This is a genomic window from Streptomyces ochraceiscleroticus, from assembly GCF_000720485.1.
Lineage (GTDB): Bacteria > Actinomycetota > Actinomycetes > Streptomycetales > Streptomycetaceae > Streptomyces > Streptomyces ochraceiscleroticus.
Genome location: NZ_JOAX01000006.1, coordinates 227072 through 253791 on the forward strand (window position 1 = coordinate 227072; position 26720 = coordinate 253791).

Sequence of the window (26720 nt, forward strand, 5' to 3'; positions counted from 1 at the left end):
CGGCTCCTCAGTGGGTGCGCAGCCGGTGGAGGATCTCGCCCGCGTGCGGCACCACCAGGGTCTCCGGGTCGGCGGCGAAGGCGTCGGGGTCGACCTCGGCCGGGTCGAGGTGATTCAGGTTCGCGGCGCGTACGACGTCCTCGGGGATGCCGGTGGCGAGCGTGACCGTGAGGCGGCACCGTTCCTCGCCCGTCGCCGCGTCGTACGTGCCCGCGCCGCGCAGGTGCGTGGAGTGGGCCAGTACGCCCCAGTGCAGGTGCCGGAAGCGGTCCCACTGCTCGGTGAAGTAGTCGCGGCAGTGGTAGCCGATGTCGGCGATCTCCGGGTGCATGGCGGAGAGCTGGGTGATGTGCGGCGCGTAGAGGACGACCTCACCGCCGTCCGCGACGACCGGCTCCAGTTTGTAGAAGCCCTTGGCGGCGGTCCAGATGTCCTCGTACTTCTCGGGCATGACCGACAGCACGCGCTTCACGGGCGCGTCGAGGTAGCGGACGTGGGTCTCGGCGGAGACCTCGGCGGCCGCGGCCCAGGCGGCTTCCGGGGTGCCGCACGCGACGGAGTGCAGCGCGCCCGCCGTGCCGGACTGCGCGACGACGCAGAGGGCGAGGCGGCGGCCGGGGATGAGTGCCGCGGCCTCGTCGATGAGCGCGCGTACCGGCGTGATGCCGCGGGTGCCGATGATCTCCGCACTGCTGATCAGGGCGCCGAGCCAGTGCGAGAGGTCGATGATCTCCGCGCCCGCGACGCCGGGGAAGAAGTACTTGTTGCCGCCGGAGAAGCCGACGACCTCGTGCGGGAAGACCGGGCCGAGCACGAGGGTGACGTCGTGGTCGACGACGGCACGGTTCAGGCGGACGTCGACGGCCTGGCGCAGCAGCCCGCCGGACAGCTCGCCGACCCGCTCGGCGGAGATGGTGCCGAGCGAAACGAAGGTCCCCGGGTCCCACCACTCGTGGTTCCGTACGGTCATGCCCGGATAGCAGTCCTCAAGGCCGCCCTCCGGATAGCCGAGGTGCTGGGCCAGCCGGGCTTCGTCCATCGCGGCATGGGTGCCGAGCGCGATCAGTACGGTCAGCCGGCTCACCCGCCCGGCGAGCGCGCCGTGCACCGCGGAGAGCAACAACGGCAGCGGACAGCTACGGGTCCCGTCGGGCACGACAACACAGACACTCCGGCCGTCCAGCCCGGCACCACCGAGCTGCCCGGCAACAAACTCCGTCACCTGCGCCTCACTGAGCACAGTGCCGGGCCCACCGATGCATGCGGCCGCGGGCGCCGGTCCCCCGCCCTCGTGCGCGTCCGCCGAGTACGCGTTCTCCCTCATGCCGAAACGATCTCCGAGCCCGGGCCCCGGCCGCAAGGGTGTGCGCGCAACTCCGCACAACACGAAGGGCCGCCCCCGCACTCGCGGAGGCGGCCCTGGCCGCGGGTGTGCCGTCCGGTCTACTCCGGCGGAGTCGGCGTGTCCTCGCAGCGGTACATGGCCTGCATGTCGAGCTCCAGCTTGACCGTGGGGCCGACGACGGCGATGCCGCGGGCGAGCATGTTGCGCCAGTTGAGGGTGTAGTCCTCGCGGTGCAGCTCGGTCGTGGCGCGGGCGGCGCAGCGCAGTTCCTCGCCGTAGCCGCCGTTGACGGCGCCGAGGTAGTCGGTGTCGAGGGAGACGGTACGGCTGACGCCGTGCATCTCCAGGACGCCCTGCACGGTCCACTTCGCGCCGCCCTTGTGGATGAAGCGGGTGGAGGCGAAGTGCAGGTACGGGTAGTTCTCGACGTCCAGGAAGTCCGCCGAGCGGAGGTGGCCGTCCCGGGTGTTGTTGCCGGTGTTGATGCTCGCCGCCTCGATGCGTACCTCGATGCGCGAGTCGGCCATGTCCGGGGCGACCCGGATGCCGCCCTGGAAGCGGGTGAACCGGCCGTGCACGTTGGCCATGCCGACGTGCTTGGCGATGAACCGGATCGCGGTGTGCGGCGGGTCGAAGAGCCACGTGCCGGGCTGGGGCAGCTCGGGCGGTGTCGAGGACTCCAGCCGGATCGACGAGAGCGGCAGGGTCTCGCCCTCCCGGACGTCGATGGTCTGCCGGTTCGGCTGCAGACCGTCGGAGGCGATCAGGACGCTGTACCGGCCGACGGGCAGCGTCACGAAGAACAGACCGTACGGATCCGTCGTCAGCTTCGCCACCACCTGCCCGCCGTGTGCGGAGGTCACGGTGACCTCGGCCCCGGGCAGCGGCTCACCGAGCGGGTCGAGCACCTCACAGTTGAAGGCACCCGCACCCGGGGGGACGGGGTGCAGGAGGCCGGCTCCGCGCGGGCCACGGCCGGCCCGCTTCCTCCGGAGCAGTGCGATGGGCATGCCATCACCTTTCTACGCGGTGCATGTCAACAGGACCCCTGGGGCGGGGTCGTGGGAGAGGGGGGTGACGGTGACCAGGACCGTCCCTGTGCCCACGATTTCATGCGCCGCACTGTGCTACCCACTCGCCCCCACGGCATTGACCTGGGCAAACTCGGGCGCAATGGCACGAAGCGCGAGACGTTCACCCCTCGTACACACGCCCGTTGCCGTCAGGTGGTGGCGCTCCGTTCCGGCCGCTCCCGGCCCTCGCCCTGCCCGGTCCCGACGCCCTCCTCCTGCTCCACGTAGCCGTAGACCTCGGGGAGGATGTACGTGGCCGCGAGGTACCCGGTCAGGGACAGCAGCGAGACGATCACGGTCGCCAGCGGCACGCCCAGCTCGGTGAAGAGGATCGGGAAGAAGAAGATGGTCACGAACGCGGCGAGCTTGACGAAGATGTAGCCGAAGCCGGAGGCGGTGGCCTTGTACCGGCTGGGCGCGACCATCGAGGCGATGGTCATGCCGTTCGAGGCGTCCCAGTAGTGGCCCCACATCAGGCCCGCGGCGGCCAGCGGCACCAGCACATGCCACTCCAACTGCAGGAAGAGCGCGGCCAGCAGGAGCGAGACGAAGGCCATGCCGAAGCCCCAGCGTGCCACGCCCCGGTGGCCCAGCTTCGGTGTCACCATCGGCGCGACGAAGCCGCTGATGGTGGCGATGATGTAGATCGCGCCGGTGACGAAGTTGGTGGCACCGATGCCGGAGACCCCGGTCAGCACGAGGATGACCGGCAGGTAGAAGGCGAAGGCGGCGAACTCCGCGCCCTGCATGGCGTTGGAGATCCAGGCGAAGATGCTGGCCTTGCGGCGAATGGGGTCCTGCCAGATGCCGGCGAGGAAGTCACGGGTGCGCGGCCGCTCGATGGCGAAGTCCTCGTCCGGCAGCATGTCCAGGTCGTCGTTGAACATCTTCTTCGCGACCACCTTGGCCTGCCGGAACTTGCCGCGCTGCACCAGCCAGAGCGCGGTGTCCGGCACGTCCAGCCGGCCGATGAGCAGCGCGAGCGCGGGCAGCGCGCCGATGCCGAGGCCGATCCGCCACAGCAGGCCGTGGTCCATGCCGCTGAGGTACAGCACCGTGATCACCGCGATGGCGGCGATCTCACCGAGCCCGAACATGCCCTGCCAGCGGTTACCCATCACCTCCCGCTTGCCCTTGGGCATGGTCTCCATGATGTACGCGTAGCCCGTGGAGATGTCGCTGCCCAGCGGGATGCCGAGCAGGAACCGGACCGCCACGAGCTGCCACATGCTGGTCACGAAGGACTGGCTCAGCGCGAGCACCACGAACAGCGCCATCGTGATGATGAAGACCTTGCGCCGGCCGATCCGGTCGGCCACCCAGCCGCCCCCCAGCGCCCCGATGAGCGCCCCCAACTGCACGGCGCCGGAGGCGAGTCCGAGCATCGCGGCGCTGGGGTGCAGGTCGTTCTTGACGAACAGCAGCAGGAAGGAGATCGCGTACAGATCCCACGCCTCGATCAGGATCGTAGAGATCATCAGCCAGCCGGTGCGACGCCCCGCGTCGGTGCCCTGTTTGCTGAGGACGTGCTGTGCTGCGCGGTCGGACAGCTGCCTTATCTCCGCCTGAGTCGTCACGGGTTCTCCTGACGTCGGCACGAATGGTCCAGGAAGTGGAGAATGTTCCGCCGTTCCGCCTGGCGAAACGTCGTTCAGGGGGGTGGAATATCGGGGGAAGCTAGCCCTAGCCTCGAAGACGTGTCAACGAGTTCTGCAAGGACGTCGAGGAGTTCTGCGAGAACGGATTCCGGTAAGCCCAACGACGGCGCGGGTCCTCGCAAGGTGCTGCGGCTCATCGAGGTGCTCTGCCATGCGCCGGGCCCCCTCCGGCTGGCCGAACTGGCGGCGGACGCCGCCGTGTCCAAGCCCACGGCCCACCGGCTGCTGGCCACCCTGGTCGCCGAGGGCTGGGCGGTGGCGTACCCGGGCGGGCGGTACGGCATCGGCCCGACCGCCAGCGGCATCGGCGCGGCGGTGAGCCAGGGCCGCCGGCACACCACCGTCGAAGCGGCCCTCGTCGAGCTGCAGTCGCAGATCGGGCAGACCCTGCACATGGGCCTGCGCAGCGGCGACCGCGTCGTCTACACCCACAAGGTCGAGGGCGTGCAGCCGTTCGCGATGCTGTCCCGCGTCGGCATGCAGCAGCCGCTGCACTCCACCGCCATCGGCAAGTGCATCCTCGCCGGGCTGGACGCGCCGGCCCTGGCCGAGCTGGTGGACCGCACCGGCCTGGAGCGGCGTACGGAGCACACGCACACCACCCTCGACGCACTCGCCGCCGACCTCGCCACCGTCCGGGAGCGCGGCTACGCCCTGGACGACGAGGAGAACGAACCCAACGTGCGCTGCCTCGCGGCGCCCGTCCACACCCCCGACGGCCGCACGGTCGGCGCGGTCAGCGTCTCCACGGTGACCTTCGTCGTCAGCCGCGAGGAGGTGCTGGCACTGGCGGACGCGGTACGGGACACGGCCCGGCGGGTTGAGTCGGTGATGGCATGAGGACGGAATCGGAGCAGTCGGAGCAGTCGGAGGAGTCGGATGACGGACGTGGATACGGATGCGGGGGCACCACCCCGGCCGGCGCGGGTCGCACTGTTCACCTCGTGCATGGGCGACCTGGCGGCGGGCGGACCGGCGCGGGCCACGGTGGAGGTACTGGAGGCGATGGGCGTCACGGTGGAACTGCCGCGCGGCCAGACGTGCTGCGGCCAGCCCGCGCTGAACTCCGGGCATCCGGCGGAGGCCGGGGCGCTGCTCGACCGCTGGCTGCGGATCTTCGCCCCGTACGACGCGGTGGTCACCCCCGCCGGCTCCTGCGCCGCCTACCTCCACCACCACCTCGGCCGATTGCGCGAGCCCACCCCGGAGCAGCGCGCACTGATCCAACGCACCTATGAGTTCAGCCAGTTCGTCGTGGCGTACGGCGCCGGGCTGCGGCTCCGGCTGCCCGGCTCGGTCACGTACCACGACTCCTGCCATATGGCCCGCACGCTCGGCGAGCGTCGCGCACCGCGTGAACTGCTCAGCCGGATCGCGGAGTTGGAGGTCAGAGAGATGGCGGGCTGCGACACCTGCTGCGGGTTCGGCGGTACCTTCGCGGCGAAGTTCCCCGACGTGTCGGTGGCGATGGCCGACACCAAGCTCGGCACGGTGGCGGCGAGCGGCGCCGACTGGCTGGTCTCGGCCGACCCCGGCTGCCTGCTGCACCTGAGCGGCCGGGCGCGGAAGGCGGGGCCACCGGTCCGTACCCGGCACCTCGCGGAGATCGTGCGCGACGCGCTGGTCCCGGCGGAGGTGCCCGCGGGAACAGGCGCCGCGACGGAGGTGCCCGCATGACCGAGCAGCACTCCTCGGCGCTCGCAGGCCGCGAGCGCATCCGTCCCGACCGGCCCGAGTGGGCGGCCGGCGACATCCCGCCGCACCGCCGCCCGCTCCCCCTCATCACACGCGACGCGCTGACCGTCCCCACCGCCCGCCCCACCCACGACCGCCTCGCCGCCCTGGACGAGCAACGGCACGTCGGCACCTGGTCCCCCGAGGTGGCCCGACTGCGCGAACGCGGCGCGGCCATCCGCCGCGAGACCCTGCCCGACCTGGAGAAGTGCCTCCGGCAGCTCACGGGGAACGTCGAGCGCAACGGCGGCGTGGTGCACCGGGCCGCCACCCCCGCCGACGCGCGCGCCGTCATCGAGCGGATCGCCCGCGAGAACGGCGTACGCCTCGCGGTGAAGTCCAAGTCGATGGCCACCGAGGAGATCCATCTCAACTCCCATCTCACCGCGCACGGCATCGAGGTGGTCGAGACGGACCTGGGCGAGTACATCGTCCAACTGGCCGATGAGCGGCCCAGCCACATCGTCGCGCCCGCGTTGCACAAGTCCCGGCAGGACGTGGCGGATCTCTTCGGCCAGCTCGCCGGTGACGAGGTGTCAGGCGATCCGGACGAGCTGGCGGCCTTCGCCCGTACCCGGCTGCGCGCCGACTTCAAGGCCGCCGGCATGGGCATCAGCGGCGTCAACTTCGCGGCCGCCGACACCGGCACCCTCGCCATCGTCACCAACGAGGGCAACGCCGACATGGTGACCTCCCAGCCACGCATCCACGTCGCCGTGATGACCGTGGAAAAGGTGATCCCGCGCTTCGCCGACCTCGGCGTTCTCATCCCGCTACTGTGCGACGCCGCCACCAAGCAGCGGGTCTCCGTCTACCAGACGCTCGTCAACGGGCCGCGCCAGGAGGGCGAGACGGACGGCCCCGAGCAACTGCACCTCGTCATCCTCGACAACGGCCGCACGAAGGCGCTCGGCACGCCGCAGGAAGAGGTACTCGCCTGCATCCGCTGCGGCAACTGCCAGATCGCCTGCCCGGTGTACCGGACGGTGGGCGGCGGCCACCCGTACAGCGCGGTGTATGGCGGCCCGATCGGCGCCGTCCTCAGCCCGCTGCTCGGCGAGCCGGGCAAGGACTCCGACCTGCCCTTCCTCTCCTCGCTCTGCGGCGCCTGCTACGACGCCTGCCCCGTCAAGATCCCGATCCCCGACCTGCTGGTGAACCTCCGCGCCGAGCACGAACGCGCGCGGCCCGACGCCCGGACGGCCCGCGCCGGCTGGCGGGCCTGGTCGCTGGCGTGGCGTACGGGGACAGGCTTCCGCGCCACGCTGGCGGCGGCCCGGCTGGCGGGCCGGCTGCTCCCCGAGCGGCTGCTGGCCCGGCTGCCGGGGCCGGGCCGCGGGTGGGCCGGTGGCCGCGCACTGCCGCCGCTGCGGGAGGCGGGGGCGTTCCGCAGATGGTTCCACGGCCGCGACCGGAGGCAAGGATGAACGACCAGGTGACCGCGCTCTTCCGGGACCGGCTGGCGGAGGCCGGCGGCCTGGGCGAGCTCACCGCCTCGCGCGACGAGGCGCTCGCGCTGGTACGGGAATGGGCGGGGGCCCGCCGCGCCCTCGTCGACGAGCATCCCGACCTGAAGGGCCTGGAGGTGGCGGGACCGCGCCCGGCGGACCCGTGGGACGCCGAGGTCGGTATCACCGGTGTACTCGGTGCCGCCGCGGAGACCGGCACGCTCGCCATCGGCCCGGCGCCCGGCCGCCCCCGCGGCACGGCGGTACTGCCGGGCGTCCACCTCGCGGTCGTGCCGCGGTCCCGCCTGTACGCGGGCTACGCCGACCTGATCGCGGCACTCGGCCGCCTCGCCCCGATGCCGTCCGGGATGCAGCTGGTCACCGGGCCCAGCCGCTCCGGCGACATCGAGTCCGCGATGATCCAGGGCATGCACGGGCCACGGGCGGTACGGGTGGCGGTGTACCCGGACGCGTGAGAGCCGCGCGGGCGGACGCCTCGGCACCCGCCCGCGCACCTCGGCACCCGCCCGCGCAGTCCGCTAGGCAGCCTGCGCCTGCTCCGCCTGCTGCCGGAGCAGCTTCTTGTCGGGCTTGCCCGCGTCCGTCAGCGGCAGGGCGTCGACGAAGGTGATGTGGGCCGGCTCGTACATCGCGCCCCGCTTCTCGCGCACCGCGGCGCGCAGTTCCTCCGCCTCGGCGCCACTGTCCGGCACCGCCACGACCGCGGCGTACACCTGCTCCATGTTGTCCGCGTCCCGCACGCCGAAGACCGCGCTCTGCAGCACCTTCGGGTGCGAGTTGAGCAGGTCCTCCAGCTCGGTGGTGTACACATGGCCGCCGACGACCACGATCATGTCCTTGATCCGGTCGACGACGGTGATGTAGTTCTCCTCGTCGACGAAGCCCACGTCACCGGTGTGCAGCCAGCCGTCCCGCAGCACCTCGGCGGTCAGCTCCGGCTGCTTCCAGTACCCGGTCATGGTGCCGGCGGACCGGACGCAGATCTCGCCCAGCTCACCCGCCGGCAGGTCCTTGCCGTCGGTGTCGCGGATGGCCACCTCGACGCCCGGCAGGATCTTGCCGGCCGAGCGGAGCCGCTCCGGGTTGTCCGGGTCGTGCTCCTCGGCGGGCAGCACGCTGATGCCGCCGGCCTCGTTCTGCCCGTAGAACTGCACGAGCACCTTGCCGAAGCGGCGGACCGCGTCGGCGATACGGGCGGGCGAGGACTGGCAGCCGCCGTAGGTCAGGGCGCGCAGGCTGGACAGGTCCCGGCGCTCGGAGTCCGGGTGGTCCATCAACTGGTAGACCAGCGGCGGCAGCAGGAAGAGGTGCGTGATGCCCTCCCGCTCGACCGTGGCCAGCGCCTCCGCGGGGTCGAAGTCGTCGTGCAGCACGACCGATCCGCCGCTGAGGAACATGACGTCGGCCAGCATCCCGGCGGCGTGCGCGATCGTGGTGCACACGAGCTGCTTCGGCTTGTACTCCTGCTCCTGCGCGGCGTGCATCATCGCGCGCATGCGGTTGTACTGCTCGAAGGTGGTGACGATGCCCTTGGGGTGGCCGGTAGTGCCGCCGGTGTGCCGGATGGTGCAGATGTCCTCCGGCAGCGCCCGGGGCGCGAACGGCTCGGCGGGCTGCTCGGCGCCGAGCGCCAGCACGTCCCGGCCTATCTCGCGCTTGGCCTCGCCCAGGGTGAGCACGGTCGGCACGGGCGCGAGCTCGATCAGCTCGGCGGCGCGGTCGGCCAGCCGCGGGTCGACGATCAGCGCGCGGGTCTCCACGTCACGCACGATGTTGGCCTGTACGTCGGCGGAGAGCTTGTTGTAGAGGTGGTTGACCCGGCAGCCGGCCAGGTTGGCGGCGTAGCGGGCCGCGATGGCCTCGGGGAGGTTGCCGCTGAGCAGCGTGACGGTGGTGCCGCGCTCGATGCCCTGCGCGGCCATGGCGTGCGCCGTGCGGTGCACCAGGTCGTGGAACTGACCAGCAGTCAGCCGCCGGTCACCGTGCACCAGGAGCTCGCGGTCCGGGTCGGCCGCCAGCGCGTCGAGGATGTCCTCGACGTAGGTACGGAATGGGGTCTCCGGCGCCGCGGCGTCAGTGAGGCTGAGCGGCGCGTTGGTCGAACTGCCCTCGTTTTCGTGGGGGGTTGTGGGGGTGGTCTGGGGTGCGGATGCCTCGGCAGGCATGAATGTCCTCCTGAACACCGGCGCGCTCGTCCCCGCGCCCCGGTGGTGGTACTCCATCGGTCGGTGGGTGCCCAGGGCCGGTCCGGCGCGCAGGGCGCCGCACCCGGCACAAGCGTCCCCCGCCCCGGGAATTTGGTTGCCCCAGACAACCAAATCCCATGCTAGCGCTCACCCCCTCCTCACCGCACATCGCAATCCTTCCAATCCAGGCACTTGACTTCCTCTTTTCCTTTCTTTTCCTTACTCGTTCCCCTACTTGACCCTCATTTCGCGCAGGGCGACGGCCACTTCGCTTGCTGGATACGAGTGAACGGATCGGGAAGGATGGCCCGCACCGTGGGCCGCCGCGCGGCCCGTTCCCCGCCGGAAAGGACATCGTCATGCCCCGTCAGGCCCCTGATCAGCTCGTCGTCACGCGAGCCACGCCGGAGGACTGGAAGCTCGTGAGCGAGTGGGCAGCGGCCGAGGGCTGGAACCCGGGCCTGGCCGACGCCGCCTGCTTCTTCACCCAGGATCCCGACGGATTCTTCCTCGGCCGGATCGACGGCGAACCGGTCTCCGCCATCTCGGTCGTCAACTACAGCCCGGACTACGCCTTCCTGGGCTTCTACCTCGTCCGCCCGGACCAGCGCGGCCGCGGCCACGGCCTCACCACCTGGAAGACCGCGCTCGCGCACGCCGGCGAGCGCACCGTCGGCCTGGACGGCGTACCGGCCCAGCAGGACAACTACCGCCGTTCCGGCTTCGAACTCGCCTACCGCACCAACCGGTACGGCGGCTCCGCGCCGGCCGGCCGCCCGTCCCCCACGCACGTGGTCCCGGCCGAGGCCGCCGGGCTGGACGCGGTCATCGCGTACGACGGCGCCCGATACCCCGCCGACCGCCCGCACTTCCTGCGCAACTGGCTGACCGCCGACGGACATCGGGCGCTCGCCCGCGTCGCCGACGGGCGGGTGACCGGTTACGGCGTGATCCGCCCCGGCCGCGACGCATACCGCATCGGGCCGCTCTTCGCCGACACCGCGGACGACGCCCGGGCCCTGCTCGACGGCCTCACCGCCGACCTGGACGGCGCCCCCTTCGCCATCGACGTCCCCGAAGCCAACCCGGAGGCCACCGCACTGGCCACCTCCCTCGGCCTCACCCCGTCCTTCGCCACGGCCCGCATGTACACCGGCCCGGTCCGGCCTGTGTCCACGGCGACCATCTTCGGGGTGACAAGCCTGGAACTGGGCTGAGGACCGAGGGCTTAGCTGAGCCACCCTCCACCCCTCCCCCTACTCTCGAAAATTGACCGTATGTTCGATTCCTTCGCCGGGCACAAAGCAAGATCAGTGGATACCGTGGCAAGCCGGACAAGACCTCCACAGAGACACCTCATAACGGAAAACGGAGGAAGGCAGGCCATGGCCGTTAAACCTGAGGGCACACCCATCTGGATCGACGCTTCGTTCCCCGACCTGGAGGCAGCGAAGACCTTCTACGGCGAAGTGCTGGGCTGGACCTTCGGCGAGAGCTCGGCGGAGTTCGGCAACTACACCCAGGCATTCTCCGACGGAAAGAGGGTCGCCGGCCTCTCGCCCAAGATGCCCGGCCAGGACTGGCCGACCGCCTGGTGCCTCTTCTTCGCCTCGGCCGACCTCCAGGCCACCACTGGCAAGATCCGTGACCTCGGCGGCCGGATCGTCATCGACCCCATGGCCGTCGGGGACTTGGGGCACATGACGATCGCCGCCGACCCCGCCGGCGTCACCTTCGGCCTCTGGCAGCCCGGCACCCACCGCGGCTTCGAGAAGCAGGGCGAGCCCGGCTCGTACTGCTGGGCCGAGATCACCACCCGCGAGGCCGAGCGGGCGGACGCGTTCTTCCCCGCCCTCTTCTCGTACGGCGTGAAGAAGATGCAGGACGAGGCCATCGACTTCAAGCTCTACGAGCTGGGCGGCGACACCACCCTCGGCCGGATGAGGATGACCGAGGACTTCCCGGCCGGGCTGCCCTCGCACATCAACCCGTACTTCGCCGTCGACGACTGCGACGAGGCCATCGCAAAGATCACCAAGCTCGGCGGCCAGGTGCATTTCGGCCCGCACGACAGCCCCTTCGGCCGCTTCGCCGCCGTGTCGGACCAGCAGGGGGCGGGGTTCTCGGTGATCGACATGGGGACTACGAAGGGGGACATGCCGAAGATCTCGTAGCTCACACGGCTGTCGTGTTCCCTTGCACCGGCCCCGGGCGCCGTCACCGGCACCCGGGGCCGGTACGTGGCCATCACGCGGGAGGCCGGTGCGCGACCGTCACGCGGAACCGGCCCCCATCGACTCCAGCGCTGCCACGAGCCGATCCGTGACCTCCACCGGTCGCTCCACATTCATCAAATGCCCCGCCTCCGGAATCTCCTCGTACCGCACTTCGCACTCCGCGCCCCGCAGCCCATCCATCATGATCTCGGCGGCCTTGCGAGGGCAGAAGGCGTCCTGCGCCGCCCCGACAACGACGACGGGACACGTGATGTCGGCGAGCGCCGGGGTGAGCGGGCGCTCCCGCAGCCCGGCCATCGCGGCGGCCGCGTTGGCATACCCGACCCCGTCCCCGACGGCCGCCATCCGCCGCGCGGTCACCGCGTCCACCTCCACGTCCCCGTCCGTACGATGCAGCGCGGCCGCCGTGTCCGCGCGCATCACATCCGCCAGCCGCTGCCGATCCCCGGCGCGCACCAGCCGGATCCGCTCCTCGTAGAACTCCACCGCGGCCTTCCCCACCACCGTGGACGTGCCGAACACCACGGCTCCCCTGACCAGTTCAGGCTCGGCCGCCGCAGCGGCCAGCACGACCGCACCACCCAGCGAGAACCCGACACACACGGCCGGCCCCGACACCAGTCGCACGAACTCCAGCAAATCATCCCGGAGTTGACCGATACTCCCCTCGGCAGCACCGATCCCACTCCCCCCGTGCCCACGCAGGTCATACGCGTACGTCCGCCACCCCACAATCTCCCGCTGCTGCCGCCCCCACGCCCCACCGTCCTCCCCCAGCCCATGCACCAGCACCACAGCAGGCCCGTCCCCGGCGACCCGGTACCGCACCTCGATGCCGTTCACCCGGACGCTCTCCTCGACCAACACGTCTCTCCCCCTCCTCGGCCTTCCCGCCCGATCGTGCCCGCATTTTTACCTCGGACTCAAGCGCTCACCCGCTCGAAGACCGCTGCCAGGCCCTGGCCGCCGCCGATGCACATTGTTTCCAGGGCGTAGCGGGCGTCGCGGCGGTGCATTTCGCGGGTCATGGTGGTGAGGATGCGGGTGCCGGTGGCGCCGACCGGGTGGCCCAGGGAGATGCCGGAACCGTGGATGTTGAGCCGCGCGAAGTCGGCCTCGCCGAAGTCCCATTCGCGAGTGCAGGCGAGCACCTGCGCGGCGAACGCCTCGTTGAGTTCGATCAGGTCCAGGTCGGAGATCTTCAGGTCCGCCTTCTCCAACGCAACGGCGGTGGCGGGGACCGGGCCGATGCCCATGAGTTTTGGGGCCACGCCGGCCAGACCCCATGACACCAGGCGTACCAACGGGCGCAGGCCGAGCTGTTCGGCCCGCTCCGGGTGGGTGACAACGCACATCGCCGCGGCGTCGTTCTGGCCGCTGGCGTTGCCCGCGGTCACGGTGGCCTCGGGGTCCTGCTTGCCCAGTACCGGGCGCAGGGCCCCGAGGGTCTCCATCGAGGCGTCGGCGCGGGGGTGCTCGTCCGTGTCGACGAGGGTCTCGCCCTTCTTCGTCCGTACCGTGACCGGAATGATCTCCTCGGCGAACACGCCGGAGGTCTGCGCGGCGACCGCCCGCCGGTGTGAAGTCACCGCCAGCCGGTCCTGTTCCTCGCGGTCGATGCCGTACTCGCGGCGCAGGTTCTCCGCGGTTTCCAGCATCCCGCCCGGTACCGGGTAGTTGCGGCCGCCGGCGGTGGCGCGGCCCCGGGCCAGGCCGTCGTGCAGTGTCACGCCCTGGCCCTTGACGCCCCACCGCATGTCGGTGGCGTAGAAGGCGACATTACTCATGCTCTCCGCGCCACCGGCGACGATCAGCTCGCTGACACCGCACTGCACCTGCATCGCTGCCTGCAGTACCGACTGCAGGCCCGAGCCGCAGCGGCGGTCGACCTGCATGCCGGGCACGGTGATCGGCAGGCCCGCGTCCAGGGCGACGACCCGGCCGATGGCGGGCGCCTCGCTGCTCGGGTAACAGTTGCCGAGGATGACGTCGTCGATCGCGGCCGGGTCGAGGCCGGTACGGGCCAGGAGCCCCCGTAGCGCGACCGTGCCCAGCTCGGCCACGCTCAGGCTCTTCAGGGCACCACCGAATCGTCCGATGGGGGTACGGACGGGCTCACAAATCACTGCTTCACGCATAATTTTCGATGCCTCCACGACGGGTCGACGACGAACGGGGCGGCTGACAAGCGCCGGGGTTACATGAACCGTCCGCCGGTCACTTCCAGCACCGTGCCGGTCATGTACGAGGAGAGCTCCGAGGCGAGGAACAGCGCGACGGAGGCGACCTCGCCCGGCTCACCGGCGCGTTGCATCGGGATCTCGGCCATCTTCTGGTCCCACGCCTTCTGCGGCATCGCCTCGGTCATGGCCGAACGGATCAGGCCCGGCTGGATGGCGTTGACCCGTACACCGTGGTGCGCCAGCTCCTTGGCCGCGGCCTTCGACAGGCCCACGATGCCGGCCTTGGCCGCGGAGTAATTGGTCTGGCCGACCATGCCGACCTTCCCGGACAGCGAGGAGATGTTCACGATCGCGCCGCTCTTCTGCTCGCGCATGACCGCGGCCGCCTTGCGAGTGCCGTTCCAGGTGCCCTTGATGTGTACGTCGATGACCTGGTCGAACTGTTCCTCGGTCATCTTCCGCATCGTCGCATCACGAGTGATTCCGGCGTTGTTGACCATGACGTCCAGCGAGCCGAAGGCATCCAGTGCCGTCTGCACGAGCGTGTCCACCTCGCCGGCGTTCGTGATGTCACACCGCACCGCCCGGGCCACCGCGGGACCGCCGAGTCCCTTGGCTGCCGCCTCGGCGGCCTCCAGATTCAGGTCGCCGAGGACGACCTTCGCGCCCTCCTGGACGAACCGCTCGGCGATCGCGAGACCGATTCCCTGGGCACCGCCGGTGATGACCGCGGTCTTGTCAGCGAGTAGCGCCATGGTAGTCAATCTCCTTCTCGGGGTCGTGAGTTGGCTGCTGGATGACGCCGTTTTCACGCAGCATCGCCAAGTCGCCGGATGACAGGCCGAGTTCGGCGCGCAGTACCTCGTCGGTGTGCGCGCCCACCCGCGGCGACGCCTCCGGCGGCGACTGTTCACCGGCCATCACGACGGGCGATCCGGGCGCCCAGTAGCTGCCGATCCCGGGCTGCTGTACCTGTGCCATCAGCGGGTTCTCGCGCAGCAGGCGTGCGCCGTCGGCGGCGAGATCGGTGAAGCTCCGGTACTTCGACCAGAGCACGCGAGTGGTACGCAGGGCCGCTTCCGCCTGAGCGATCGTGCGGGTCTCGAACCAGCCGGCCAGCAGCCCGCCCAGGACCTTGCGGTGCCGGTAGCGTTCCGACTCTTCCTCCAAGTCCGCCCCGAGCGCGATCCCCAGCGCGGAGACGGCGTCGGTGAGCCCAGTGACGGCCAGGAGTTCCCGCCAGTGCCGGGGAGTGAGTGTCACGATCATCAGCCGCTCGCCGTCGGCCGTGGTGAAGTCGCGGCCGAAGGTGCCGTAGACGTAGTTGCCGATGCGTTCCCGCGGCGTGCTGCTCAGTTGTGCTTCGGCGAGGTAACCGAGGCTTCCGGCGGTCGCCAACGCAACGTCCTCCAGGGCGACCCGTACCTGCTGGCCCTCGCCCGTCAGCAGACGGTGGCGTTCGGCGGCCAGCAGTCCGGTCGCGAGGTACAGCCCGGCGGCGACGTCCCACGCGGGCAGCAGGTGGTTCACCGGTCCCGCGCCCTCCGGGCCGGTGACCAGTGGGAATCCGGTGGCCGCCTGGACGGTGTAGTCCACCGCTGTGCCACCGTCGCGGCGGCCGGTCAGCAGTACGTGGATCAGGTCGGGGCGGCGTTCCCGCAGCGCCTCGTACGTCAGGTCCGGGGTCCGCTCGGAGTTGCTGATCACGATTCCGCCGCGGCGCCCGCCGCCGACGATCAGCTCGGCGACCAGCCGACGTCCCTGCTCACAGGCCAGGTCCACCTCGATGGCGCGCTTGCCCTTGTTCAGCCCCGACCAGTACAGGCTCGTCCCGCTGTCCGCCAGCGGCAGGCGGGTGCGGTCGGGGGCACCGCCGACCGACTCGATCCGGATCACGTCGGCGCCGAGCTGAGCCAGTGTCATCCCGCTCAGCGGGGTCGCCACATAGCTGGAGATCTCGATGATCCGCATGCCCCGCAGCGGCTGGGAGGGCCGCGCTTCCCGCTCCCGGAGCTCCTGCGGTACGGCGGGGTCGTCCCTCACTTCGCTCCCCGCATCAGGTTCCTGCCGATGATCAGCTTCTGGATTTCGCTGGTGCCCTCGTAGATGCGGAAGAGCCGGGCGTCGCGGTAGCAGCGCTCGACGACCGTGCCGCGCATGTACCCCATGCCACCGTGGATCTGCACCGCGAGGTCGGCCGCCTTGGAGACCATCTCGGAGCAGAACAGCTTGGCCGCTGAGGGCGCGATCCTGCGGTCCTCGCCGGAGTCGTACCTGCGCGCCGCGTCGAGGACCAGCGCGCGGCCGGCCAGTACCCCGGTCTGGATCTCCGCGAGCATCGCCTGGACCAGTTGGAACTCGCCGATCGGCTTGCCCCCCTGTTTGTTGGAGGCGGCGTGGGCGACGGACTCCTCCAGGATCCGCTGGGCCATGCCGACGCAGAGCGCGGCGATGTGCACGCGGCCGCGCACGAGGGACTTCATCGCGGTGCCGAAGCCGGCGCCCTCCTCGCCGCCGATCAGCGCGTCCTTGCCGACGCGCACGTCGTCGAAGAACACCTCGGCGGTCCAGGCGCCCGCCTGGCCCATCTTGGGGTCTTTGGGACCGATGGTGACGCCCTTCCGGTCGGCCTCGACCAGGAAGACGGAGATGCCCTTCGTACCGTGGCTCTCCGGATCCGTCCGGGCGAAGACCACCAGCAGATCGGCCAGCGGGGCGTTGGTGATGAACCGCTTCGACCCGTTGATGACGTACCGGTCACCATCGCGCACCGCGCGGGTCGTCAAGCCGGACGGGTCCGAGCCCGCCTCGGCCTCGGTCAGCGCGAAGGAGGCGACGGCGCCCTCGGCGAGCCGGGGCAGCCAGTGCTTCCGCTGTTCCTCGGTACCGGCGTTGACCAGCACCTGTCCGGCAATGCCGTTGTTGGTGCCGAACATCGAGCGGAAGGAGGGGGTGGTGTAACCGAATTCGAAGGCGAGCCGTGCGTCCTCGTACAGGTTCGCGCCGAGGCCGCCGTACTCCTCGGGCAGCATGTACCCGAACAGGCCCATCTCCGCTGCCTTTTGACGGATGTCCTCGGGTATGGCGTCGGTCTCCTCGATCTCGTCCTCACGCGGGACGACGTCCTCGCGCACGAAGCGGCGCACCGCGTCGAGCACGGCCTCGAAATCGGTGGATTCCATGGTGTTGTTCTCCGTTCCCGCGTTCATTCGGTCTCGGTCGGGCTGGTCAGGACCGCCAGGGCGTCCACAGCGACGGCTCCGTGTCCTTCCGGGCCGAGGAGCAGTGGGTTCACATCGAGTTCGGCGAGGTCCTCGGACAGGTCGGCGGCCAGCCAGGACAGGCGCGCGATGGTTTCCGCGGCCGCGTCGATGTCACGCGGCGGTTTGCCGCGTACCGCGCCGAGCAGCCGGCTGCCACGTAGCGACAGGAGCAGGCGTCGGGCGGTGTCGGTGTCGATGGGGGCAACGGCGACTTGGCTGTCGGCAAGGGCCTCGACGAGTACCCCGCCCAGGCCGACCACGACGACCGGGCCGAACACGGGGTCGTTCTTGGTCCCGACGATCAGCTCGGTGCCGGCGGGCGCCATGCGCTGGACCAGCAGTCGGGCATCGTCCACTCCCGCCTCGCGGGCGATGCGGAACAAGTCGTCGGCGGCCCCGCGAATGGCCCCGGCCTCGTCGAGCCCGAGCCGCACACCGCCCATGTCGCTCTTGTGCCCGATGCGGTCGGACAACAGCTTGACCGCGACCGGGCCGTCGAGCTCCGCCGCCGCGGCCACCGCCGCGTCGGCGGACTCCACCGGGCGGGAGGCGGCAGACGGTATGCCGTACGCCGCGATCAGCCGGGTCGACTCGTGCTCATCGAGCTGGATCCGCCGCGCGGCCCGCGCTTCGGTCAGCAGTGACCGCGCGGCGGCGTCATCGATACCGGCGGGGCGCTGCGGCCGCACCAGCGCGGGGCGCAGGCTGAAGTCCGCGAGCAGCCCCAGCGCTGCGGCAGCGCTGCCCGGGCCGGTGTAGCAAGGGATGCCGAGATCCCGCAGCCGCTGCCTGGGCCGCCCACTGCCCCCGGTCCACACCACGACCACGGGACGGTCCGTGGACCGATTCGCCTCCTCGACCGCGTCGATGAGCTCCGTGGCACAACTGTCCGCGCAGCCGAGCAGGACCGCGATCATGTCGGTGTCGGGATGCTCGACGGCCACTCGCAGCGCCCGGCGCAGCATGCCCGGCTCGGCGAGGAGGGTGCCGGTGAGGTCGACCGGATTGCGCGGAGATCCGTACGCCGGGATGGCGGCGGCCATCTTCCGCTGCCACGTCTCGTCCCACGGACGCACCTCCAAGCCGTACTGGGCGGCCGCATCGGCCATCAGGGCTCCTGCCCCACCGGAGACCGACAGGCTGGTCAGCCTGCGCCCGCTGGCCCGCCGCCCGGTCGCGAAGAGCTGCGCGGCACCCAGCATCTCGTCCGGCCCGTCCACTCGCAGAATGCCGTACTGCCGCGCCGCACCATCGAAGACCGCGTCCTCCCCGGCCAGCGACGCGGTATGCGACTGCGCCGCACGCGCCCCCGCCGCCGACCGCCCCACTTTCACAGCGATGATCGGCTTGTCCCGCTCATGTGCCTCCCGTGCCGCCTCCAACAGCCTGCGGCCGCCGGTGACACCCTCCAGATAGGCCAGTACCACCTGCGTCTGGTCGGTGCGCACCAGCCCGTCCAGCAGTTCGGCCACCGAAAGGTCCACCTCATTGCCGGTGTTGAGGTAATGCGAGATCCCAATGCCCAGATTCTGGGACTCGTTGAAGACGAAGCCGCCGAACGCGCCGCTCTGGCTGAGGAAGGCCACCGGGCCCTCGTGCAGCGGTACGTCCTCGTCCAGCGCCGAGGTGAACGTGGGCATCGCGCGGTCCCGGACCCCGATCATGCCCAGGCAGTTCGGCCCGAGCACCCGCACACCGCTCTCGTCGATCGCCGCCCGCAGCTCACGCTGGAGCGCCGCGCCCTCACCGCCGAGTTCGGCGAAGCCGGACGCGCCCACGATCGCGGCCGGGACGCCACGCCGACCGCAGGCCCGTACCGCATCGGCCGTCCGCTCCGCCGACAGCATGATCATCGCCAGGTCGATGTCACCGTCCACCTCGTCGAGGCTGCGATGGGCGGGCAGGCCCTGGACGGTCCCGCGAGTGGGATTGATCGGCAGGATCCGCCCGGCGAACCCGAAGCGCTTCAGATACTCCACCGGCCGGCCCGACAGCTTGGCCGGGTTGTCCGACGCGCCGAGGATCGCGATGGACCGCGGATACAACAGCCTCTGCACTGCGTCGCCACGGTCGGACGGGGCGGCCGGGTCGGTCAGGCTGGTCAGCTCGGCCTGGTCGGTCAGGTCGCTCGGATTCGGGCTCGGTTCGCTCGCAGACACGGTCAACTCCTTTATCTACAGCGCGAGATGAGTCGTCGGGCGGTCGGACTCCTCCGCGCGGCTGGCCGACAGCGTGAGGAACGCCCGGGCGGCGAACAGTGACACCACGGTCACCAGCACCGCGAAACCGATCGGCAGCGCGATCGACCCGGAGGCGGTGAGCAGGGACTGCAGGATCACCGGCGCCAGGCCGCCGAGGACCCCGGCGAGCCCATAGGTCGCCGAGATTCCGGTGTAGCGGACGTTCGCCGGGAACGCCTGCGCGAACATGCCCGCCAGAAGGGCGTAATACATGACGTCCGGAATGGTCGCGAGCACCGCACCCAGCATGGCGAGGGTCCAATTCCCGGTACCGACGAGAACGAACATCAAAGGCAGCGTCGGCAACTGGAGTACGAGCAGCAGGGTGACGGCCTTCCGCACGTTCCAACGGGTGGCCAGTACCGCCCCGAAAGGCTGCACCAGGAATTGCACCACACCGGCGATCAGAATAATCGCGAGGAAGTCGTTCTTCGCCAGGCCGATTTCCGCGGTGGCCCAGGACAGCGCGAAGGTGTCTCGCGCGTAGACCACCGTGAACACGGTGAGGGCCGCGCCCACGCCGACCAGTACGGTCTTCGTGTTGCCGCGGAACAGGCTGACCAGCGGGACCTTCACCGTCTGCTGGGACGCCCGCATCGCGAGGACCGCGGGCGACTCCTCCAGGCTCAGCCGGATCACCAGACCGACGACCACCAGCAGCGCCGACGCGAGGAACGGCAGCCGCCACGCCCAGCTCAGCAGCGCGTCATCCGGCAGTTGGGCGACCGCGAGGAAGGACAGCGTCGCCAGGATGCGCCCCGCGGGCGAGCCCTGTTGCGCGAAGGCGCCGAACAGGAAGCTGCGTTCCTTCTTGGCGTGCTCGGTCGCGATCAGCACCGCGCCGCCCCACTCGCCGCCGACGGCCAGCCCCTGCACCATGCGGAACACGATCAGCAGTACCGGTGCGGCCGCGCCGATCTGGGCATAGGTCGGCAGCAGGCCGATGCCGACCGTGCTGACGCCCATCAGCATCAGCGTCGCGATGAGCGCCTTCTTCCGTCCGATCCGGTCGCCGAGGTGACCGAAGACGATGCCGCCGAGCGGGCGCGCCAGGAATCCGATCCAGAAGGTGGCGAAGGACAGCAGAATTCCGACCGAGGCCGGGACCCGGGAAAAGAACAACGGCGCGAACACCAGGGCCGAGGCGGTGCCGTATACGTAGAAGTCGTACCACTCGATGGTCGTGCCCATGAAAGAGGCCCACCCTGCTTTGCGGGCCATTTTCTCTTCTCTGGGCAACTGTCCGGTTCGCATCTCACGTTTCCTTCCGGAATGGCGACCCTGCGTATGGACCTTGCGTATGACCCTCCGTACGACGGCGCGATGTTGCTGCTCGGGAAACTAAGGGCAACGAACTAGTTTCGTCCAACACCAATCCTGCGTACGATTGATTCGCCGCAGCGACACAATGGGCTGTGACCAGCGCAGAGCAGAGGTGGCCGGATGGAACTGAGACACCTGCAGGCGTTCGTGGTGGTCGCGGAGGAGCTCAACTTCCGCCGTGCGGCGGCGCGGTTGCAGATGACGCAGCCGCCGCTGTCGCAACAGATCAAGCGGCTGGAACGCGAGGTGGGGGTGGAGCTGCTGCGCCGTACGACCCGGCACGTCGCGCTCACCGGCGCCGGCGCGGCCTTTCTGACCGAGGCCCGGCGCGCCCTGCAGGCGGCTCGGGCGGCGCCGGAGGCGGCCCGGCAGGCGGCCGCCGGGCAGACCGGCGTGGTCCGGCTCGGCTTCAGCGGCCCCACCTCCCACGAGGTGCTGGTCCTGATGACCCGGAAGTTCCGCGAGTACCGGCCCCACGTACGGCTGGAGGTCCTCGGCCCGGTCTTCGGCGGCGAAATGGTCGGTCGACTCGGCCGGGACGAGGTCGACGCGGGGCTCATCCGGCTGCCCGTGGCGGGCTCGGGGCTACAGGTACGGGAGCTCACGCGGCACGGCATCACCGTGGCGCTGCCCACCGAACACCCATTGGCGACGCGCCGGGAGGTCGGCGTGCTCGACCTGCGCGACGAGCCCGTGGTCAGCCATCCCACCAACCGGGGCGCCGGAATCGTCTCCCTCATCCACAAGGCGTTCCTGAAGCACGGCACCAGCCCGAACGTCGTCCAGGAGGCCCCGGACACCCACACCATCCTGTCGCTGGTCGGCGCCGGCGTGGGCGTCGGCTTCGTCCCCGCGTCCGCGGCCCACCTGAAGGTGCCGGGCGTCGTCCTGCTCCCGGTCTCCGACATTCCCCCGCTGCCGCTGGCCCTCGCCTGGCGCAAGAACGACCCCAACCCGGCCCTGCACGCACTGATCGACCTGCTGGACGAGATCTCGGCGGAATGCCGACTGAAGCCGGACGAGGTATGACTGCCCGTCAGCTAACCGACTCTCAGCGGAGGTTCGCGCCCCTGTACACCCTCTCGATCCGCTGCAGGACGGCCAGCTTGTACACGCGCATGGAGCAGGTGACGCAGCAGCCCTGCGGCACCTTCGTCAGCAGATGTTCGGTGCCCTGCGGGTCGACGACCCTGATCTTTACCCGACGCTCCATGTAGAGGCCCCCGCACGGACAACGCCCGTACCGGCCCGGTCGCAGTCCCCTGCCGCCTTCGGTACTCGCTTCCGTGCTCATGCCGCATCCCCTTCGGCGAGCTTGATCCGGCGCGCAAGAGTGCTGCCGCAACAACTCGTCGATACGCGCGTCCAGAAGGCAGACCGCGAGGGTGTTCTGGCCTCCCGAGTGCTGGGCGGCGATCTGACTCCGCAGCCCGGTACGGACGAACGCCTCCAGCCACGCCGGGTCGCCGGGCCCTGCCCCGACATCCGTACGGGCCGCGGTGACCGGATCGTCCAGCAGCAGGAAACGGTCGGCGTCGGGCCGTGGTGCCGCATAACCGGCGTCGATGATCCGCTCCAGCAGTGGCGACAGATCGCGCAGCGACACGCCGTCGTCGGCCAACGCCCGCAGCCCTGGCCGCTGGGGATCAGCATCGACCGGGTCCGAGGAGGGAGGGGTGTGAAAAACGGCGTGGCGCGTCGTGTCATCCCTCAGTGTTCCTCCCGCGATCGGGTACACGATCGCGGCGGCGTTCGAGGTCGCGCAGGGCGTTGCGCGCGGCGTGGGCGCCGCACATGCCATGCGCGCCGGGTCCGGGCGGGGTGGCGGCCGAGCAGAGGTACATCCCCGGCACGCCCGTCGCGTACGGATTCGGCGCGATCCGAGGGCCGAAGACGAGCTGCCGAATGTCCTTGGCGCCGGTGACGATATCGCCGCCCACATAGTTCGGGTTGTACGCGGCGAACTCGGTCGTCGTCCTCACGGCCATGCCGACGACACGGTCACGGAAGCCCGGGGCGAACCTTTCGATCTGCCGGATGATCGCCTCGGTGGCGTCGCCGGTGTAGCCGTGCGGCACGTGCGCGTAGGACCACAGCGGGTGCACGGCTCCGGCCGATCGCCCGGGGTCGGCCAGATATTGCTGGCCCACCAGGACGAACGGACGGTCCGGCATCCGGCCCGCATGAACCTCGCGCTCGGTCCGGGCGACCTCTTCGTAGGGTCCGCCGAGGTGCACGGTTCCCGCTTCGCGGGCGTGCGGGTTGGTCCAGGGCACGCCGCACTCCACCGCGAAGTCCACTTTGAAGGCGCCCGGCCCGTGCCGGAACCTGCGGTAGGCGCGTGCGACGCGGGGTGGGAGGCGGTCGCCGAGGATGTCCGCGACGGCCGCCGGGGCGAGGTCGAACATGACGATGTCCGCGGGTGGCAGGTCGGTGATCTTCCGGACCCGTACGCCGGTCTCGATCTTTCCGCCGAGATCGGCGAGGAGCGCGGCCAGCGCGTCGGTGATGGCCCGGGACCCGCCGGCGGCCACCGGCCAGCCGTACCGATGGCCCGCCGTGAGGATGCCCAGGCCGATCGCCGACGTCATCGGGAGATGCAGCGGCCGGAAGGCGTGGGCGGCGGCCCCGCCGAAGAGCGCCCTCGCCTTCTCGGTCCGGAACAGGCGGGCCAGAGTGGAGGCCGGCAGCGCGGTGGGAGCACCGAAGCGCGCCAGCCGCAGCGGATGGTCCGGGATCCGCACGAGGGGGCCCATGATGTCCGCCGCCCAGTCGTCGAACGACTTCGCCGGCCGGAAGAGGCGCCGCCAGCGATGCGCGTCGGAGCCGAGGCCCTCGGCCGTCTCCTCGATCGACCGGTGGAGCACCCCGGCATCGCCGTCGTCGAGGGGATGTACGCAGTCGATCTCGGGCCATCGCCATGTCAGCCCGTACCGTTCCAGGCCCAGCGTCCGGAGGAACGGCGAACCCACCGCCATGGGGTGGACGGCCGAGCAGTGGTCGTGCAGGAGGCCGGGCACGATGGCCTCGCTGGACCGGGTGCCGCCGCCGATCTCGTCAGCGGCCTCGAACACGGTGACATCCATCCCGTACCGGGCGAGGGCAGTGGCGGCAGCGAGCCCGTTGGGCCCGCTGCCGACCACGATCGCGGTCGTCATGCCGACGTCCGGGGCCGCTCGCGCCGGTCGTCCTGCCGGCTCACCTCATCAGGGGCGCCGACGCCGGCCGTCCCGGCCCGGGACCACTCGGCCTGGAGCGGGATCGGTCCGTTCGGCAGCCAGGGCTGCTCCTTGACCGCGTCCGCGGCGCGCCGCGTGCCCCGCTCGATCACACCGACTGCCACATCGATCACCTTGTACCGCTGATTCGTGCTGTGAATGGCCTGGGATTCGACCCACACCACAATAAATTCGCCCGGCTCGAACCCGCACCGGCTGGGCAGCATGATGACTTCGCGCGGGGCTTTGTTCGTCGGCGACAAGAGGGGGGCGGAGAGTCAGTGCCCGGTGGTCCCTTCGATGAATCTCCGCAGTGACGGCAGCAGCGTGTCCAGGTCCTGGCCGGTCCGGAAGGCGATGACGGTGGTGCCATCGTCGCCGGATGCCTCGTGGACAGAGGGGGCCGGGAAGAGCGCGAGCACCTCGCGCATCGCCTCGTCCATTTCCGCGACGGGGTCGGAGGACTCGCCCCGCAGCCATCGGCGCAGCACGTGGTTGTGGGCCGCGACCACGTTCGCCGCCATGAGCTCGGCCCGCAGTGAAGCCGTTGCCGTCGGGTCCCCCATCAGGTCCGCGATGAACTCGCGGAACAGTCGCTGATAGCGCGCCACGCTGGCGATCTCCCGGTCGCGCAGTGCGGCGACCTTGCTGGTGAGCGCGTACCGCCGCCGAGCGAGGTCGCCTTCCTCGATGTAGTGCAGCAGCACCAGGCGCACCGCGTCGGACACCGCGACCAGTGCGGTGCTGTGGCTGGAGGTGACCAGCCGGTCCTTGATCGCAGCGAGCAGCCGGTCGTGATCGGGGAAGATCACTTCTTCCTTGGACCGGTAGTGCCGGAAGAACGTGGTACGCCCCACTCCGGCCCGTTCGGCGATGTCGTCGACGGTCGTCTGCTCGTATCCGCGCTCGTCGAAGAGTGCGAAGGCGGCGTCCGCCAGCCGGATGCGCGCGGGTGTCTTGCTCATGGCCGCCCATCCTTCCCTGTCTCAGCGCCCGGAGACCACTTGCCCCCGCCAACGGTACTGAGTACCGTAAATACGAGATCGAGTACCAGAGGAGGTCCGCGTGGATTCCGTGGCACAGAGCGAGTCCGGCCTGCCGATCCAGCCGCTCTACGACGGCTCGGCGCTGACGGATTTCGACGCGGACGCCAAGCTGGGCGCTCCGGGGAAGTTTCCGTACACCCGTGGCGTGTATCCGTCGATGTACACCGGCCGGCCGTGGACGATGCGCCAGTACGCCGGCTTCGGCACGGCGAAGGAGTCCAACGAGCGCTACCACGAGCTGGTCGGCGCGGGTACGGGCGGCCTGAGCGTCGCCTTCGACCTGCCGACGCAGATGGGGTACGACTCCGACGAGACCATCGCCCGCGGTGAGGTGGGCAAGGTCGGCGTGGCGATCGACTCGATCGAGGACATGCGGACGCTGTTCCAGGGCCTGCCGCTGGACAAGGTCTCGACGTCGATGACGATCAACGCCCCCGCGTCGACGCTGTTGCTGCTGTACCAACTGGTCGCAGCCGAACAGGGCGTCTCCGGCGACCAGTTGACCGGCACGATCCAGAACGACGTACTCAAGGAGTACATCGCCCGCGGTACGTACATCTTCCCGCCCAAGCAGTCCCTGCGGCTGATCAGCGACATCTTCGCTTACTGCCACCAGGAGCTGCCGCGCTGGAACACGATCTCCATCTCCGGCTACCACATGGCCGAGGCCGGGGCGACGCCCGCGCAGGAGATCGCGTTCACCCTGGCCAACGCGAAGGAGTACGTGCGCGCCGCGATCGCCGCGGGCCTGGACGTCGACGACTTCGCACCGCGGCTGTCGTTCTTCTTCGTCGCCAGGACCACGCTGCTGGAGGAGATCGCGAAGTTCCGTGCCGCCCGTCGCATCTGGGCGCGCATCATGCGTGATGAATTCGGCGCCAAGAATCCCAAGTCGCAGATGCTGCGCTTTCATACCCAGACCGCCGGCGTGCAGCTCACGGCGCAGCAGCCCGAGGTCAACCTCGTACGGGTCGCCCTGCAGGGCCTGGGCGCGGTCCTCGGTGGGACGCAGTCCCTGCACACCAACTCCTACGACGAGGCCATCGCGCTGCCGACGCAGAAGGCGGCGCGGCTGGCCCTGCGTACACAACAGGTCATCGCCTACGAGACCGATGTGACCAAGACGGTCGATCCCTTCGCCGGGTCCTACGTCGTGGAGTCGATGACGGACGACGTCGAGGCGGCGGCCCTTGAGCTGATCCGGGCCGTCGAGGACCGGGGCGGCGCGGTGACGGCGATCGAGCAGGGCTTCCAGAAGTCCGAGATCGAGAAGTCCGCGTACAAGATCGCGTTGGAGATCGACAACGAGGAGCGGACCGTCGTCGGGGTCAACAAGTACACCCTCGACGAGGAGGAGCCGTACGAGCCGCTGCGCGTCGACCCCCAGATCGAGACCGACCAGTGCGAGCGCCTTGCCACCCTGCGCAAGGAGCGTGACAACGACGCCGTAGAGCGCGCCCTGGACGCACTGCGCGACGCCGCGCGGGGCACCGACAACGTCCTGTACCCGATGCGTGAGGCCCTGCGCCTGCGCGCCACGGTGGGCGAGGTCTCCCACGCGCTGCGCGATGTGTGGGGCATGCACGTCCCGCACGACACCTTCTGAACCGATGAGCCTCGGGATGGAACAACCAGTGAGCGATACCCACATCCACACCACCGCGGGCAAGCTGGCGGATCTTCAGCGACGCATCGAAGAAGCCACCCACGCCGGCTCCGCGCGGGCGGTGGAAAAGCAGCACGCC

Annotated in this window: 23 protein-coding genes; 8 read left to right on the forward strand and 15 right to left on the reverse strand. The window is 70.2% G+C overall.

The annotated features are described in order from the left end of the window. Positions 1 to 7: 7 nt before the first annotated feature. The 3 genes from IG84_RS0110925 to IG84_RS0110935 all read right to left on the reverse strand — a co-directional run bounded on the left by IG84_RS0110925 (position 8) and on the right by IG84_RS0110935 (position 3995). Complete coding sequence (locus IG84_RS0110925) at positions 8 to 1324, reverse strand: lactate racemase domain-containing protein (protein ID WP_051861596.1); 1317 nt, start codon at positions 1322 to 1324, stop codon at positions 8 to 10. 119 nt (positions 1325 to 1443) lie between these two features. Beyond that, entirely contained in the window at positions 1444 to 2355 is a 912-nt protein-coding gene (locus tag IG84_RS0110930; protein ID WP_031054422.1) for a YceI family protein, read from the reverse strand. A gap of 212 nt (positions 2356 to 2567) precedes the next feature. Then, the gene (locus IG84_RS0110935) at positions 2568 to 3995 is read right to left on the reverse strand and encodes an MFS transporter (RefSeq protein WP_063761778.1); all 1428 of its coding nucleotides are present in this window, start codon (positions 3993 to 3995) and stop codon (positions 2568 to 2570) included. 204 nt (positions 3996 to 4199) lie between these two features. On the opposite strand from IG84_RS0110935, the gene IG84_RS0110940 reads away from it, so the two are divergent. The 4 genes from IG84_RS0110940 to IG84_RS38835 are packed head-to-tail and all read left to right on the forward strand — an operon-like array spanning position 4200 to position 7734. Next, positions 4200 to 4916 carry an IclR family transcriptional regulator gene (locus tag IG84_RS0110940; protein WP_051861597.1) on the forward strand — a complete coding sequence of 239 codons (717 nt, stop codon included), beginning with the start codon at positions 4200 to 4202 and terminating at the stop codon, positions 4914 to 4916. Positions 4917 to 4955: 39 nt separating this feature from the next. Next, on the forward strand, positions 4956 to 5753 hold the full coding sequence (locus tag IG84_RS0110945; protein ID WP_051861598.1) for a (Fe-S)-binding protein: 798 nt from the start codon (positions 4956 to 4958) through the stop codon (positions 5751 to 5753). Further along, positions 5750 to 7237, forward strand: coding sequence for a lactate utilization protein B (locus tag IG84_RS0110950; protein WP_051861599.1), 1488 nt, complete (start codon positions 5750 to 5752; stop codon positions 7235 to 7237). Before IG84_RS0110945 ends, IG84_RS0110950 begins: the two co-directional genes overlap by 4 nt. Continuing rightward, complete coding sequence (locus tag IG84_RS38835; protein WP_051861600.1) at positions 7234 to 7734, forward strand: LutC/YkgG family protein; 501 nt, start codon at positions 7234 to 7236, stop codon at positions 7732 to 7734. Before IG84_RS0110950 ends, IG84_RS38835 begins: the two co-directional genes overlap by 4 nt. A gap of 63 nt (positions 7735 to 7797) precedes the next feature. Here IG84_RS38835 and IG84_RS0110960 read toward each other — a convergent pair whose 3' ends face one another. Then, positions 7798 to 9444 carry an AMP-binding protein gene (locus tag IG84_RS0110960; protein ID WP_078648744.1) on the reverse strand — a complete coding sequence of 549 codons (1647 nt, stop codon included), beginning with the start codon at positions 9442 to 9444 and terminating at the stop codon, positions 7798 to 7800. Between the two features lie 380 nt (positions 9445 to 9824). Here IG84_RS0110960 and IG84_RS0110965 point away from each other — a divergent pair, with 380 nt between their 5' ends. Then, on the forward strand, positions 9825 to 10682 hold the full coding sequence (locus tag IG84_RS0110965; protein WP_031054438.1) for a GNAT family N-acetyltransferase: 858 nt from the start codon (positions 9825 to 9827) through the stop codon (positions 10680 to 10682). A 168-nt stretch (positions 10683 to 10850) separates the two neighbouring features. Beyond that, positions 10851 to 11639, forward strand: coding sequence for a VOC family protein (locus IG84_RS0110970; protein WP_031054441.1), 789 nt, complete (start codon positions 10851 to 10853; stop codon positions 11637 to 11639). 99 nt (positions 11640 to 11738) lie between these two features. On the opposite strand, the gene IG84_RS0110975 is transcribed toward IG84_RS0110970, so the two are convergent. From IG84_RS0110975 to IG84_RS0111005, 7 genes are read right to left on the reverse strand one after another with little or no spacing between them, the layout of a single operon-like run. Further along, positions 11739 to 12569 (reverse strand): alpha/beta fold hydrolase, encoded by an 831-nt coding sequence (locus tag IG84_RS0110975; RefSeq protein ID WP_031054443.1) that lies wholly within the window; start codon positions 12567 to 12569, stop codon positions 11739 to 11741. Between the two features lie 56 nt (positions 12570 to 12625). Beyond that, positions 12626 to 13840 carry an acetyl-CoA C-acetyltransferase gene (locus IG84_RS0110980; protein WP_031054446.1) on the reverse strand — a complete coding sequence of 405 codons (1215 nt, stop codon included), beginning with the start codon at positions 13838 to 13840 and terminating at the stop codon, positions 12626 to 12628. 59 nt (positions 13841 to 13899) lie between these two features. Further along, complete coding sequence (gene fabG / locus IG84_RS0110985) at positions 13900 to 14640, reverse strand: 3-oxoacyl-ACP reductase FabG (RefSeq protein WP_031054449.1); 741 nt, start codon at positions 14638 to 14640, stop codon at positions 13900 to 13902. Then, a complete protein-coding gene (locus IG84_RS0110990; protein WP_245659302.1) occupies positions 14624 to 15928 on the reverse strand; it encodes a CoA transferase in 1305 nt (434 codons plus the stop codon). Before IG84_RS0110990 ends, fabG begins: the two co-directional genes overlap by 17 nt. Next, the gene (locus tag IG84_RS0110995; RefSeq protein ID WP_031054451.1) at positions 15925 to 17067 is read right to left on the reverse strand and encodes an acyl-CoA dehydrogenase family protein; all 1143 of its coding nucleotides are present in this window, start codon (positions 17065 to 17067) and stop codon (positions 15925 to 15927) included. Before IG84_RS0110995 ends, IG84_RS0110990 begins: the two co-directional genes overlap by 4 nt. A gap of 23 nt (positions 17068 to 17090) precedes the next feature. After that, positions 17091 to 19307 (reverse strand): acetate--CoA ligase family protein, encoded by a 2217-nt coding sequence (locus IG84_RS0111000; RefSeq protein WP_031054452.1) that lies wholly within the window; start codon positions 19305 to 19307, stop codon positions 17091 to 17093. A 15-nt stretch (positions 19308 to 19322) separates the two neighbouring features. Beyond that, a complete protein-coding gene (locus IG84_RS0111005; protein WP_211266444.1) occupies positions 19323 to 20579 on the reverse strand; it encodes an MFS transporter in 1257 nt (418 codons plus the stop codon). A gap of 252 nt (positions 20580 to 20831) precedes the next feature. Between IG84_RS0111005 and IG84_RS0111010 the strand changes: the two genes are divergently transcribed. Continuing rightward, the gene (locus tag IG84_RS0111010) at positions 20832 to 21740 is read left to right on the forward strand and encodes a LysR substrate-binding domain-containing protein (protein WP_051861601.1); all 909 of its coding nucleotides are present in this window, start codon (positions 20832 to 20834) and stop codon (positions 21738 to 21740) included. Between the two features lie 22 nt (positions 21741 to 21762). Here IG84_RS0111010 and IG84_RS0111015 read toward each other — a convergent pair whose 3' ends face one another. The 4 genes from IG84_RS0111015 to IG84_RS0111030 form a co-directional block, all read right to left on the reverse strand. Next, complete coding sequence (locus IG84_RS0111015; protein WP_031054456.1) at positions 21763 to 22332, reverse strand: hypothetical protein; 570 nt, start codon at positions 22330 to 22332, stop codon at positions 21763 to 21765. An 82-nt stretch (positions 22333 to 22414) separates the two neighbouring features. Next, entirely contained in the window at positions 22415 to 23869 is a 1455-nt protein-coding gene (locus IG84_RS0111020) for a phytoene desaturase family protein (RefSeq protein ID WP_051861602.1), read from the reverse strand. Further along, on the reverse strand, positions 23866 to 24192 hold the full coding sequence (locus IG84_RS0111025) for a DUF3556 domain-containing protein (protein ID WP_245659303.1): 327 nt from the start codon (positions 24190 to 24192) through the stop codon (positions 23866 to 23868). Before IG84_RS0111025 ends, IG84_RS0111020 begins: the two co-directional genes overlap by 4 nt. A 15-nt stretch (positions 24193 to 24207) precedes the next feature. Continuing rightward, positions 24208 to 24894 (reverse strand): TetR/AcrR family transcriptional regulator, encoded by a 687-nt coding sequence (locus IG84_RS0111030; RefSeq protein ID WP_031054460.1) that lies wholly within the window; start codon positions 24892 to 24894, stop codon positions 24208 to 24210. Positions 24895 to 24994: 100 nt separating this feature from the next. Between IG84_RS0111030 and IG84_RS0111035 the strand changes: the two genes are divergently transcribed. Continuing rightward, complete coding sequence (locus IG84_RS0111035; RefSeq protein WP_031054462.1) at positions 24995 to 26581, forward strand: acyl-CoA mutase large subunit family protein; 1587 nt, start codon at positions 24995 to 24997, stop codon at positions 26579 to 26581. Positions 26582 to 26720: the final 139 nt, after the last annotated feature.